Annotated in this window: 13 protein-coding genes; 4 read left to right on the top strand and 9 right to left on the bottom strand. The window is 70.0% G+C overall.

Translation table 11 applies throughout. The features are described 5' to 3' along the window. Position 1 precedes the first annotated feature (1 nt). Positions 2 to 916 (top strand): hypothetical protein, encoded by a 915-nt coding sequence (locus ACOQFR_RS03010; protein WP_421378366.1) that lies wholly within the window; start codon positions 2 to 4, stop codon positions 914 to 916. On the opposite strand, the gene ACOQFR_RS03005 is transcribed toward ACOQFR_RS03010, so the two are convergent. The 5 genes from ACOQFR_RS03005 to ACOQFR_RS02985 all read right to left on the bottom strand — a co-directional run bounded on the left by ACOQFR_RS03005 (position 835) and on the right by ACOQFR_RS02985 (position 5,229). Beyond that, the gene (locus ACOQFR_RS03005) at positions 835 to 1,329 is read right to left on the bottom strand and encodes a lasso peptide biosynthesis B2 protein (RefSeq protein WP_421378363.1); all 495 of its coding nucleotides are present in this window, start codon (positions 1,327 to 1,329) and stop codon (positions 835 to 837) included. The genes ACOQFR_RS03010 and ACOQFR_RS03005 overlap by 82 nt on opposite strands. A gap of 65 nt (positions 1,330 to 1,394) precedes the next feature. Beyond that, positions 1,395 to 1,682, bottom strand: a complete 288-nt coding sequence (locus tag ACOQFR_RS03000) for a PqqD family protein (protein ID WP_421378361.1) — start codon at positions 1,680 to 1,682, stop codon at positions 1,395 to 1,397. A gap of 123 nt (positions 1,683 to 1,805) precedes the next feature. Continuing rightward, a complete protein-coding gene (locus ACOQFR_RS02995; RefSeq protein ID WP_421378359.1) occupies positions 1,806 to 1,940 on the bottom strand; it encodes a hypothetical protein in 135 nt (44 codons plus the stop codon). 83 nt (positions 1,941 to 2,023) lie between these two features. Next, complete coding sequence (locus ACOQFR_RS02990; RefSeq protein ID WP_421378357.1) at positions 2,024 to 4,003, bottom strand: lasso peptide isopeptide bond-forming cyclase; 1,980 nt, start codon at positions 4,001 to 4,003, stop codon at positions 2,024 to 2,026. A gap of 2 nt (positions 4,004 to 4,005) precedes the next feature. After that, positions 4,006 to 5,229, bottom strand: coding sequence for a nucleotidyltransferase family protein (locus ACOQFR_RS02985; RefSeq protein WP_421378354.1), 1,224 nt, complete (start codon positions 5,227 to 5,229; stop codon positions 4,006 to 4,008). Positions 5,230 to 5,586: 357 nt separating this feature from the next. Between ACOQFR_RS02985 and ACOQFR_RS02980 the strand changes: the two genes are divergently transcribed. From ACOQFR_RS02980 to ACOQFR_RS02970, 3 genes are all read left to right on the top strand, one after another. Beyond that, positions 5,587 to 6,588, top strand: a complete 1,002-nt coding sequence (locus ACOQFR_RS02980; protein WP_421378352.1) for an aminoglycoside phosphotransferase family protein — start codon at positions 5,587 to 5,589, stop codon at positions 6,586 to 6,588. Then, the gene (murU, locus tag ACOQFR_RS02975; RefSeq protein ID WP_421378350.1) at positions 6,585 to 7,280 is read left to right on the top strand and encodes an N-acetylmuramate alpha-1-phosphate uridylyltransferase MurU; all 696 of its coding nucleotides are present in this window, start codon (positions 6,585 to 6,587) and stop codon (positions 7,278 to 7,280) included. The genes ACOQFR_RS02980 and murU overlap by 4 nt, the downstream gene beginning before the upstream one ends. 219 nt (positions 7,281 to 7,499) lie before the next feature. Further along, positions 7,500 to 8,612: a diguanylate cyclase domain-containing protein gene (locus tag ACOQFR_RS02970; protein WP_421378348.1), complete on the top strand. Its 1,113-nt coding sequence runs from the start codon at positions 7,500 to 7,502 to the stop codon at positions 8,610 to 8,612. A 29-nt stretch (positions 8,613 to 8,641) separates the two neighbouring features. On the opposite strand, the gene hda is transcribed toward ACOQFR_RS02970, so the two are convergent. Genes hda through ACOQFR_RS02950 form a run of 4 tightly spaced genes read right to left on the bottom strand, consistent with a single transcriptional unit; the run spans position 8,642 to position 12,259 of the window. Then, positions 8,642 to 9,325, bottom strand: a complete 684-nt coding sequence (gene hda / locus ACOQFR_RS02965; protein WP_421378346.1) for a DnaA regulatory inactivator Hda — start codon at positions 9,323 to 9,325, stop codon at positions 8,642 to 8,644. Next, positions 9,322 to 10,581 carry an AI-2E family transporter gene (locus tag ACOQFR_RS02960; protein WP_421378344.1) on the bottom strand — a complete coding sequence of 420 codons (1,260 nt, stop codon included), beginning with the start codon at positions 10,579 to 10,581 and terminating at the stop codon, positions 9,322 to 9,324. The genes hda and ACOQFR_RS02960 overlap by 4 nt, the downstream gene beginning before the upstream one ends. Further along, a complete protein-coding gene (locus tag ACOQFR_RS02955) occupies positions 10,578 to 11,138 on the bottom strand; it encodes a CDP-alcohol phosphatidyltransferase family protein (protein ID WP_421378342.1) in 561 nt (186 codons plus the stop codon). Before ACOQFR_RS02955 ends, ACOQFR_RS02960 begins: the two co-directional genes overlap by 4 nt. Next, positions 11,135 to 12,259, bottom strand: a complete 1,125-nt coding sequence (locus tag ACOQFR_RS02950; protein WP_421378340.1) for a DUF2066 domain-containing protein — start codon at positions 12,257 to 12,259, stop codon at positions 11,135 to 11,137. The genes ACOQFR_RS02955 and ACOQFR_RS02950 overlap by 4 nt, the downstream gene beginning before the upstream one ends. Between the last annotated feature and the right edge of the window lie 22 nt (positions 12,260 to 12,281).

Here is a 12,281-nt window from a genome sequence, read left to right as displayed (position 1 = left end):
CATGGCCGCAAGAAGCCACCATTACCTCGTCCACGGACTCGAGATCGCGTCCGACCTGGAGCTGCCGGAACTGGCGGCGGGCCGGGACGCCCCACCGGACGTGGAGATTGTCGCGGGCGCCACGCCGCGGGAGCTGACGCAGGTCACTGGCCGTGGCCCGCAATGGCAGGCGGCCCAGGGCGAGTTCCTCTTCCACGTGGAAGGCGTGGCCCGCTACCACGCCACCGGTGGCCGGCGCATCGTTGTGCAGGTCGATGACGAGGCAAAGGACAAGCCGGCCGATGTCCGGCTCTATCTGCTGGGCACGGCGCTGGGCGCGGTCCTGCACCAGCGCGGCTTGTTGGCGTTACATGCGAGCGCGGTGCTGGCACCCGATGGCGCCTGGGCCTTCACGGGCCACTCCGGAGCCGGAAAATCGACGCTGGCCGCGTGGCTTCAGCAGCGCGAGGGCTGGGAACTGCTCAGCGACGACGTTTCGGTGGTGGTAGCCGATCGCGGGCAGGCGCTTATCCGACGGGGGCCGCCGCGGGTCAAGCTTTGGCGGGATGCACTCGAAGCCATGGCCATCGGCCCGGAAGGCCTGAGTCGTGACTTGATGCGCTTCGACAAATTCCACCTCGGAAAGCCGGCGCTGACGTCGGCCCAGGAAGCGCCGCTCCGCGCGCTGGTGCTTATCGAGGCGACCGAGCACGGCCCGCAGATCGAAGCAATGCGGGGGCGCGAGGCGCTGGCAGCGGTGATGGCCTCGGTCTATCGTCCGGAGATGGCCGACTGGCTCAGGCCGCGCGGCGCACTGTTCCTGCAGTGCGCCGAGCTGGCACGCTGCATCGAGGTCTACCGGTTCCGCAGGCCCAGGTCGCTGGAGGGGTTCGACGACGCGCTGGCGCCGTTGCTGGCGCGCGTCGCCGAAGGCTGAGGCGAAATCACCAGGCCCAGGGATGGCGCCGCAAAAGCGCCCACCACGTGGTAGCGGCGAAAGCCATTTCCGCCGGTGATGTACTCCGGCCCTGCCACCACCCAGGCGTGTGCACGGTATCCGGTCGGCTCGGACGCATCCCGTGCCAGCCCAAGATGCAGGACATAGGGAATGCGATACAGGCCCAGCAGGCACCGCGCGACCACCGCCTGGGGAAAACAATTCGATGTCCAGGGCGTGCGTCTGGCCACGGCCCGGATGATCCGGCCGAGCGAAACTGCACGGGCCCGCTGAGAAGCATCAAGCGTAGGCACGAACCCGACGGGTCCTAGCGCCTGCCCAAGTGCCTGCGCTAGTCGGCGGAAAGGAATGACCGCGATCAATCCACGGGCCAGCCCGAGCAGCAACCACACAGGAAGCAGCCAGGCGGCGCTAAGCCAGGACAACCGACGCCACGAGCCGCGGCGCGGTTGTGTACTCACGCACGCACGGCCAGTCCGGCCTGAAGCAGTTGCTGGACAAAGTCGTCCACGTCCTGGCGGCAGGTATCGCTCCCGACCTCGTAACGCCGCGCTACCTCGTCGGCGAGCTCATCGAGCGTGGCCGGCCGCGCCAGTCGCTCCCAGACGCTGGCGGCAACGCCGGTAAGGCTGAAGTAACGGCCCTTGTCGACGCTGAGCAAAAGGATTTCGCCGTCCACCTCGGTGGCAAGTGCGTCAGGCGCCCGGGCGAAGCGGATCCCCGGGTCGAAAGCGGTGCTGTTCACTGGCAAGACTTCACTGTAGGGCCACTGGGGCCATCAAAACAAAACCCGCCACCTCGCGAGAGGGGACGGGCTCGGATGCCACTGATGCCCTCCCGGCCTGCGCCGGACGGACGCCATCAAGATTCAGCTGTCCAGGATCGAGAACTGCTGGTCGCCGGAAGCAGCGACGTTGATGGACTGGGTCATTTCCTGGGCGGTGCCCAGCGAAACCAGTTCGGGCTTGACGTAGGACTGCTTGGACTCGGTTGCGTTGTTCATTTGGTACCCCCTGTAGGTAGGTGGGACTGTAGAGATCGCCGGCCGGGCCGTCAAGCGGTAAGGAACGCGCTCAAGCCCCCCGTTCAGCCTCGGACAAGCCAGGCGCGGAAACCGGCCGCCAGGTACAAGAGCAGCGCATCCCGGGAAGTGGGACCCGCCCGGTATCGCGCCAAGGCGGACCGGAGGGTGGCCAGGTCCCAGTAGCCGTCCATACCGGGCGGCGCCGGTTCCAGGCCCGTTCCGATCCGGTCGGCACCCGTCACAAGGCTAAGTGTGAAGTTGTGGCCAAGGTTGGACTTGTCCCGCCGGGTTCGCACCGGCTCCGGCAGAACCCCTCGCATCGCGTTTCGCAGCACCACCCGGGTCCATCCCTCCCTTATCTTCTGCCCCGCCGGCAGGGAAAGGCAAAACTCGACCAGGCGCTTGTCAAAGAAGGGGTGACGGCTCTCGATGCCAAACGCGGCGGAAACCTGCTCGAACTCCTCGAAGGCGGCCGTCATCAGGCCCGAATCCAATGCCCTGGCATGGTCTTGCCGCACCGACTCGGCAGGTATGGGGCTGCGGCCCGCCTGCCTTTCCCTGAAGACCGGCTGCGCGGCGAAGCTGGGGCTTATGCCAGGTGGCAGGGAGGCCCGCCGGGCCTTCGCGGGGCGCAGGGATCGAGCCAGCGTTGACCAGGGAGCGGGGAACGCTTCCAGCATCGCGCGCCGGGATAGTCCGAATTGGCCGTGGATCACCCGGAACGCACGCAGCGCGGTCGCAGGCCGGCCTCTTCGCCACAGCAGAGCCGGAACCTGCCGCACATACGTGCGAAGAAGGACTGGGGCCACCTCGCCGTAGTTTTCCAGCTCGCCTGCAATTGCCTGGATCTGGTGCTGCAGCTCGGACCACTTGCCGGCCAGGGCCAGTTCGGTGAGGAGGGCGTAACCGTGGGATACGACGGTATCGCCATCGTGCCCGGTCAGCATCACCCGTACCCCGGCGTCCCTGGCCTGGCCCAACATTCCCCATGGCTGGTAGAGATTGGCCGCAGTGCTGGGCCCATCCAGGTGCGGGATGATGGCGTCCATGGCCTCCATCGGTCCGGTCCGGTCGGCCAGGAAACGGTGCTGGTCCAACGGCGGCCCTTCGGCCGCGGCGGCCTTGGCCACGATCTCGATCCAGCCACTTTCGTCCGAGTCCGGCACGCCCGGGAACACGGCCGAAAAAACCGGCAGCGCAATCCCCTGCTGCGCCAACAGCCGATGGGCCACCAGGGTTACCGACGAGGAATCCAGTCCGCCGCTGAGGAAACTGCCGACAGGGAACGCCGAACGTAGCCGGCACGCTACCGCTTCGGTGAAAAGGACCCGGAACCGCTGCGCCGCCTGGTCGTCGTCAAGCGCAAGTTCCGGCCCTGTGGCGTCTGGCCGCCAGTATCGCCAGGTCTTCAGGCCCTCGCGCGTGACAACCAGGCAGTGAGCGGGAGGCAACCTTCGAACCTGGCTGTAAAACGTGGACTGCTTGTCGTCCAGGCGACGCAGCAGGAAATCCGCGATGCGTCGCTCGTCCTTGGCGTCCGAAACCAATCCGCTGCCGACCAGGGCGCGGGCCTGCGACGCAAACGAGAACTTCCCGCGCGCATCGGCATAGACAAAAGGCTTGGCGCCGAAATGATCCCGGGCACAAAACAGTTCGCCGCGCGCGGGGTCGTACAGGGCAAACGCGAAGTCGCCCACCAGGTGGTCCACGCACTTCCAACCCCACTGACGATAGGCCGCCAGCACCAGCCGGGAGTCCGCGCACGGCGAGGCGCCCAGGCCCAGCAATTGCTTGAGTTCATCCCGGTTGTCGATGCGGGTATCGCCTGCGATCACCAGACCCTCTTCGGTGGGTGCCGGCGCCGTCTCGAGCATGGATTCGGGAGTGGTATGGCGCAGCCTGGTCCCGAGTGCGCACCGGCCGGACTCCCAGTGGCCGTTCACGTCGCTGAGACGGTGCGTCAGGCCCTCCGAGAGTCGCGAGACGGTTCCCGGTTCGACGCCGTCGCCGTGGGGATCGAACACGCCGAAGATCGACCCCATCGTCAGCCTTCGCGGTCGGGTCGCACCAGGCCCGCCACGGGCCGGATCCGCGCATGGCCCCGATGCGCCGGCGCCGCCAGGGCGCGCACCGGCCGGGTCAGGTAGTACAGCGGCTGCAGCGGCGCGGGCAGCGGCCAGGCCAGGTAGTCGGAAAAGGTGGGGCGCGCCTTGCGCAGCAGGCTGCGGGCGCGATAGGCCCAGCGCTGAAGCGTGGGCATCTGCCAGGCGAAGGCGCGATCGCTGGAGAGTCGCGTGGCGCGCAGCTCGTCCTCGCGCGCCCGCCCGCCCATCAGGCAAGCCAGCGCGCCCGCCAGCAGGGCCTGCTCGGCCGAATCCGGGGCTGGCTCGGGTGACCAGTGACCGCTGGCCGCCAGCCGGTGCAGGTCCAGACAGGCATCCACCGTGGCCAGCATGCCCATGGACTCGGCGGTGGCGCGCACCTGCGCCAGGTCGAAGCTGGCGTGGCGGGACATCGCGTCCAGGTCCGCGAACCAGTGCAGGTGCGACCAGAAATGGCGGGTGTGGTGCATGCAGACGTAGGCGAACAGGTCGGCGGTGCTGAGCACCTGCATCGTCGATCCACGGTAGGGCAGCGTTTCCGCGCGATCCAGCATAGCCCGGGCGTCGAAGAAACCGTCGCCGTGATCGAAGGACTGGTGGATCTCGACCAGCACGCCCGAGGGCGAGACCATCGGGAAGACGCTGCCGTATTTCACCCAGGCGGCGATGTCGCGCGGAGAACTGGCGGCGGCGAGCTCATACGGACGGTAGCCTTCGGCCATGGCACGCTGGACCAGGCCGAGCACGTCGGCCGGGGCCACCAGCACATCCAGGTCACGGCAAGGTCGGTGGGCGGGCGTATCGTAATAGCGCTCCGCCAGCGCAGGTCCCTTGAAGAACACGTGCCGCGCGCCGGACGGCGCGAGACACTGCTGCATGAAGTGACGGTAGGTCGCTTCGATGAGCAGCGAGCGGGTGGCCTGCGCCCGTGCGCCGAGCCGCATCCTTTCAAGCACCGACGAGGGGATGCCCGCGTCGTCGATCCGGGACAGGCAGGCATGGGCAAGGCAGATGCCCAGCGCCCCGTTCGCCACGCGCACAAAGGCATCCCAATCCGCAACCTGCCGGGCGAGTTCACGGGCGCGGCTGCGCTGAGTTTCCGAGAGGCGGTCCCGGGCAACGAGCAGCAGGAGCTGCTGTGAGGCGTGGTCCAGGCTACGGGCCATGGAGTTCAGTCCCCCTCGGCCTGGTCCCAAGGCACGACACCCGCGCGCGGGGAGCGGCGACGAGGAGGCGTTCCGGTACGGAAAATGGTGGGGTCTGCGCTGTGTACATGCCGGGTTCGTGGTTAGCCTGTCGTTGCGGGGAACGACTTGGGGAACGTACGGGAACCCGGGGGGTGGTCATCTGGACGTTCGGCCACAAAGCTTACGCTGAAATCGCACGGACCAGTTCGCGGCGTGGTTCAGGCTGGCCCCTCCGCCAGCCGGCCTGTCCGCGCCGCCAGAGGGCGGCAGTCGCTCCCGGCCTTCCGTCATAATCACGGCCAAGCCAAGCAAGGACCGCACAGCGGCCCCGTCCGGATGACCCTTCACACCCGCGAATCCCTCCGCCTCGACTGGACCCGCCGCGCCCTGGGCGACCCCGAGGCCCCGCTGGAGCGCGCGTCCAACGACGCCAGCTTCCGCAGCTACTGGCGCACGCGCTCGGCCGACCGCAGCTGGGTGGTGATGGATGCGCCGCCCGACCGCGAGGACATCCGTCCCTGGCTCGACATCGCCGCCCGGCTGTCGCGGGCCGGCCTGCACGTGCCCGAGATCCAGGCCGCCGACCCGGAGCGCGGCTTCGTGCTGATGGAAGACCTGGGCGACCGCCAGCTGCTGCCGGAGCTGAACGAGTCCACCGCGGATCGCTACTACGGCGACGCCCTGCAGGCCCTGCTGGCCATGCAGCGCCACGCCGATACCGATGGCCTGCCGGACTACGACGAGCCGCGGCTGGTGGCCGAGATGGAGCTGATGCCGGAGTGGCTGCTGCGCCGGCACCTGGGCTTCACCCCCGAATGCACCGACTGGGACGTGGTCGAGGTCGCCTTCCGCGCCCTGGTCACCAGCGCGCGCGCGCAGCCGCAGGTGTTCGTGCACCGCGACTTCCACTCCCGCAACCTGATGATCACCGACCGCGACAACCCGGGCATCGTCGACTTCCAGGACGCGGTGCGCGGCCCGGTCACCTACGACCTGGTATCGCTGCTGCGCGACTGCTACATCGAATGGCCCGAGTCGCGCGTGGCGGCATGGGTCGAGGACTACCGCCTGCAGCTGCAGGCGTCCGGCCTGGCACCGGCGGACAGCGCCGCCTTCCGCCGCGCCTTCGACCTGATGGGACTGCAGCGGCACATCAAGGTGCTGGGCATCTTCTGCCGGCTCTGGTACCGCGACGGCAAGGCCGGCTACCTGCAGGACCTGCCGCTGGTGTGGCGCTACACCCGCGACGTCGGCCGCCGCTACCCCGACATCGCACCGCTGGTGGACCTGATCGAGCGTGTGATCGGCGACCGCGACCTGACGGTGCCGCGGCCATGAAGGCCCTGGTGTTCGCGGCCGGCAAGGGCGAACGCATGCGGCCGCTGACCGACCACACGCCCAAGCCGCTGCTGCCCGTGCGCGGGCAGCCGCTGATCGCCTGGCACCTGCAGCGCCTGGCGGCGATCGGCGTGCACGACGTGGTGGTGAACACCGCCTGGCTGGCCGACCGTTTTGCGCCAACGCTGGGCGACGGCAGCCGTTGGGGCCTGCGCCTGCACTACGCCCACGAGGGCGCCGAGCCTTTGGAAACCGGCGGCGGCATGCTGCACGCCCTGCCCCTGCTGGGCGACGCGCCCTTCCTCGCGGTCAACGGCGACATCTGGTGCGACCACGATTTCGCGCAGTTGCCGAACGAGCCGGCCGGCCTGGCGCACCTGGTGCTGGTGGACAACCCCGACCACAACCCCGGCGGTGATTTCGCGCTGGGACCCGACGGCCAGGTGCAGGCTGCCGGCGAATCCCGCCTGACCTTCTCCGGCATCGGCGTGTACCGGCCCGCGCTGCTGCAGGGCTGGCGCACGGTGATCGCCGGCGCCGCCGGTGCCGAGCTCGATCCGCCGCGCTTCAAGCTCGCGCCGCTGCTGCGTGCAGCAATGCGTGCCGGTCAGGTCACGGGCGAACACCACCGCGGCATCTGGACCGACGTGGGCACGCCCGAACGCCTGGCCGCGCTCGACGCCGAGGCCTGAACGCGGCGCGCCCTGCACGACGGGCGTGTGCGCACCGTCGCAGTTCGCCACATTGCGCCGCGCCATTAAGTCTGCGCTCACCCGCGCGCGCCTAGCGTGGGCACGCAAACTTGCGCCGACGGCGCGCTTGCACTAAATGTAGCCCTCGCCACGCCGGCCCCGGCCGCCGCCAGCCCTCCTACCGGAATTCCGCCGACGCCCCGCGCGCCGGCCCAGCCCATGCCCGTACCGATGTTCGCCAGCCTCAGGCAAGCGCTGTACCGCACGCTGGAAGGCGAGCTGGCGGGCATGCCGCCGCACGAGCGCCGCGAGCAGCACCGCCGCCAGATCAAGCTGCTGCACCTGCCGCTGTCGAACCTGCTGCTGGCCGTGGCGGTGATGCAGATCGCGCGCGTGGCCGCCGACGCGCTGGCGCACTGGGACCTGCCGGCGATGCTGGCCTGGCAGGGCTTCGCCGCGGCGCTGCTGATGGCCATGGCCACCAGCTACCGGCACCTGGTGTCGCTACGCAAGCGGCTGGCGCTGGGCTTCGTCTTTCTGGCCCTGCTGCTGGTGAGCCTGGTGCAGCCCGGAAGCGACTGGCGGGAGATGTCGGCGCTGTCGCTGGCCGGCTTCCTGCTGGTGCCGATCGCGGGCCTGCCGCTGATGGTGCGTCCGCGCGTGGCGCTGGCCGGGCTGGCGCTGTGCGCCGCGATCACCGGCTACCTGCTGCTCTCGCTCACCCAGGTCTCCCTGCAGGACAAGCTGACCTTCGGCTTCTATTTCGTGATGAGCGCCACCGCCGGCCTGGTGCTGCGCCGTGCGCGCGCCAACTTGGCCGCGCGCATGGATCGCCAGGTGGCCAGCCTGTGGCAGCGCGCGGTCAGCGACCCGCTCACCGGCCTGCTCAACCGCCACGGCTGGCTGAACCTGGCCGGCACGGCGATGCAGGATGCGCTGGACGCCGGGAAGCAGCCGGCCGTGCTGTTCATCGACGTGGACTACTTCAAGCGCGTCAACGATGCCCATGGCCACCAGGCCGGCGATGAACTGCTGCGCGAGCTGGGCGGCATCATCGACAACCGCATCGGTCCGGGACAATTCTCCGCACGCCTGGGCGGCGAGGAGTTCGCCTGCCTGCTGCCGGACTGTTCGGCCGCGCAGGCCGAACGTTTCGCCGAGCGGCTGGCCGCCGAGTACCGGCAGCGCGCCGAACGCTTCGGATCCACGCTCAGCATCGGCATCGCGACCTACGGCCAGGGCGACCTGCTCAACGACCTGCTGGCACGCGCCGATGCGGCGCTGTACGAAGCCAAGCACCGCGGCCGCGACCAGATCGTCGTCGCGAATTGAATTGGCGTTCCGGAGCCTGGCGTGAACCACTACAAATGGTTGCGCAGGAACGGAATGGTGATGCGCCGCTGGGCCGCCAGGCTGGCCTTGTCCAGGCGGTCGAGCAGCGCGCCCAGGCTGGCCAGGTCGCGGTCGGTGCGGCGCATCAGGTAGTCCATCACCGCATCGTCGAGCACCAGGCCACGGCGCGCCGCGCGCTGGCGGAGCACGTCGCGCCGGCCCGTCTCGTCCAGCGGCGCCAGCACCACGCGCGTGCACTGGCCCAGGCGCGTGGCCAGGTCGGGCAGGCCCAGGCCCAGCGATGCCGGGTTGGCGCGCGCGGCATACATCACGACCGCCTGGCCGGCGCGCGCGCGATTGTGGAAATGGAACAGCGACTCTTCGTCAGTCGCCTGCCCGGCGATGTGTTCAAGCCCATCCAGGCACACCAGGTCGGCGCCTTCCTGCGCGGCCAGGGCGTCGCCCAGGCGCCCGGCGAACGCCGCCAGCGGCAGGTAGGCCGCACGGCGCGCGTTCGCGGTGGCTTCGGCACAGGCCGCCAGCAGCAGGTGGGTCTTGCCGCTTCCCGCGGGGCCGTCGAGATAGAGCCAGTCGGCGCGTTCGCCGCGCGCCACCGCGCCCACCAGCGCGCGCAGCTCCGGCGCGCCGTGGAAGGCGTCCAGGCGCTGGTCGGGCGGCGTGCGCAGGCTCAGCGGAAGTTGCGGGCTGCTCACGGGGAAACCGGCGGGTCCCTGCGGGCTTCCGGCGGATCAGCGACGTGGCCGGGGCCATCGGCCAGGCCGAATCCCGGGCCTTCGGGCATCGGCTCGTCGATGTTGGGGTACGCATCGCCCTCCGCGCCCACCGGGATCTGTCGCGCCGCGGCGGCCGCCTCGGATCCGGACTCGTCGGCGCCGTACAGCCGGCTGTGCGTGTAGCGGCCGTGCACGTAGCGCAGCACCACCACCAGCACCGCGGCCACCGGCAGCGCCAGCAGCACGCCCAGGAAACCGAACAGCTGGCCGCCGGCCATGATCGCGAAGATCACCGCCACCGGATGCAGGCCGATCTTGTCGCCCACCAGCCAGGGCGTCAGCCAGAAGCTCTCCAGCAGCTGGCCCAGGCCGAACACGCCCAGCACCAGGGCCAGGTGCAGCAGGTCCCCGTGCTGCACCAGGGTGGCAATCACCGCGGCGGCCACGCCGATCATCGCGCCCAGGTAAGGCACGAAGCTGACCAGGCCGGCGACGATGCCGATCAGGATGCCCAGCTCCAGGCCCACCAGGGTCAGGCCGGTCGCGTAGATCACGCCCAGCGAGATCATCACGCTGAACTGGCCGCGGATGAAGCCGCCCAGCACCTGGTCCGACTCCTGAGTGAGCTGAACCACCACCGGTTCGATCGGGCGCGGCAGCAGCTCGCGCACGCGGGCCAGCATGGCCGCGCCGTCGCGCATGAAATAGAAGGTCACCACCGGGATCAGCGCCAGGTTGGCCATCCAGCCCAGGACCGCCAGGCCGGACTTCGACACACCGCCGAACACCGTGGCCGCCACGCCGCCGGCTTCCTGCCAGTGCTGCTTGAGCAGTTCGATCAGCTGGCTGGGGTCGAAATAGCCGGCCAGGTCCAGGTCGAAGCGACGCTCGGCCCAGGGCAAGGCGGTACCGGTGAACCAGGCGCCCAGGCGCGGCAGCCAGTCGATCAGCTTGCTCACCTGGCCTTCGATCAGCGGCACCAGCAGCAGCACGGCGAGCACGATCACCGACGTCATCAGGCAGAACACCAGCACCACGCCGGTGGTGCGGGTGCGGCCGCCGCGCTCGATGCGCCGCACCAGCGGCTCACCCAGCCAGGCCAGCAGCGCGGCGATCACGAAAGGCGTGAGGATCGGTGCCAGCAGCCATACCAGCACGCCAAAGGCGACGGCCAGCGCCAGCCACTGCCAGCGGCGGTGGTCCTGCGGCGGATGGGAACGGACGAGGGTGCTCATGCCGGGGGAGTCCTGTTGTGTTGCCACGCGCGCACACCATAGCGGATGACGTAGTCCATGCCACTGAGGAAGGTCAGCAGCGCCACCGCCACCACGGCCTCCTTCAGTACCTGCAGCGGCACGGTCCAGCCGGCCAGCTGCACCAGGCAAAGCAGGACCAGGCCCACCTGCACGGCGGTGGTCAGCTTGCTGAGCAGACTGGGCGACGCATCGAACGGACCGGCCAGGCGCCACCAGGCCGCCGCTCCGGCCACGATCACGACGTCACGCGCCAGCACCAGCAGCACCAGCCAGGACGGCAGCACGCCCAGCGCCCAGAGTCCGCCCAGCGCACAGCCCAGCATCAGCTTGTCGGCGATCGGGTCGAGCAGGCTGCCCAGGCGACTCTGCCAGCCAAAGCGCTTGGCCAGCTGGCCGTCCACCAGGTCGCTCAGGCCGGCCGCCAGCGCCAGGCACAGCGCGGCGCGCGGATGCCCGGTCATCAGCAGCCAGGGCAGCACCGGGGCCATCACCAGGCGCAGCCCGGTGATGGTGTTCGGCAGGTGCCGCAGAGTCATGGCTGCAGCCGGTACCGGGCGTTGCCGTCGCCGGCCAGCGGGTCGGCCTGCAGGATGTCGCCGGCGGCGACGAAACGGGCGAAGCCTTCGGGGCCCACCGCCAGGTCCAGCTGCACCTGCAGGCGTTCGGGTTCGGCCGAGACCACGCGCACGCTGCGCACCACGGCCAGCGTCTGCAGGTAGCCCATGGCACGGGTGTAGCCGGCGGCGTCGCGCAGGCCCACGATCTCCACGTCGAGCATGCCGGGGGTGCCGACGTTCATCGCCACCGCGTCGCGTCGGGCCAGCGCATCGGCGGCGCCGTCGGCACCCGAGGCGATCGCGCGCTGCGGGCTGGCATCGCTGAAGGACCAGCGCGAGAGCTCATTGTCGCCACTGCTCAGCACCCAGTCCGCCGTCCAGCCGCGGCCGGCGCGGTAGAGCCGACCCAGCAGCTGGGTCTGGTTGCCGTAGCGTGCGGTGAGCGGAAGCATCGGCGCCGGCGTCTGCGCCCAGATGGTCTGCACCGCGGCCTGTTCGACCGCCGAGCCGGCAGGCAGGCCAAAGCGCAGGCCGCGCTCGAGGCCGCGGGTGGCCAGGGGCTTCACCACCGCCAGCTGCTGGGCATTGACCAGGCGCGCGCCGCGGCCGTCGTCGATGGCCAGCCACAGGATCGGGCGCGGACGGTTGCCGCCCCAGTAGTTCAGGCCGGCACCGGCAACCAGGGCATCCACGCTCCCCGGGTCGAAGGCGAAACTCATCACCGTCTTGTAGACCGGGACGCCACCGACGGCGGTATTGCCTTCCTGGTCGGACGAGGTTTCGGACGCGCGGGTGTCGGTGATGAAGGACTCGGCATTGGCCATGGCCCGGCGCACCACCGGATGGCCGGCCGCCTGCGGGTTGCCGGTCAGCTTGACCACCACTTGGCCCAGGGCGCGGGCCGCCGCCGTGCGACGCTCACCGGCGCCCTGCGAGGTCAGGGTGACCTCGGCCTGGTACAGGCTGGGATCCCGCACCGGCTCGCCCCCGGCCAAGCCCGGCTCGCTGGCCTCACTGACGACAGGCTCCGGTGCCTGTGCCGGCGCGAAGGCCGGGGCCAGCAGCAGGGCGAGGCAGGGCAGCAGCAGATTCAGGCGCATGGGGGGACTACCGGACGATACA

Origin of the sequence: Arenimonas sp. MALMAid1274, from assembly GCF_049195245.1 — a bacterium.
GTDB lineage: Bacteria > Pseudomonadota > Gammaproteobacteria > Xanthomonadales > Xanthomonadaceae > Arenimonas.
Note: the sequence above shows the minus strand (reverse complement) of the source record. Positions and strands in the feature narration are given on the sequence as shown.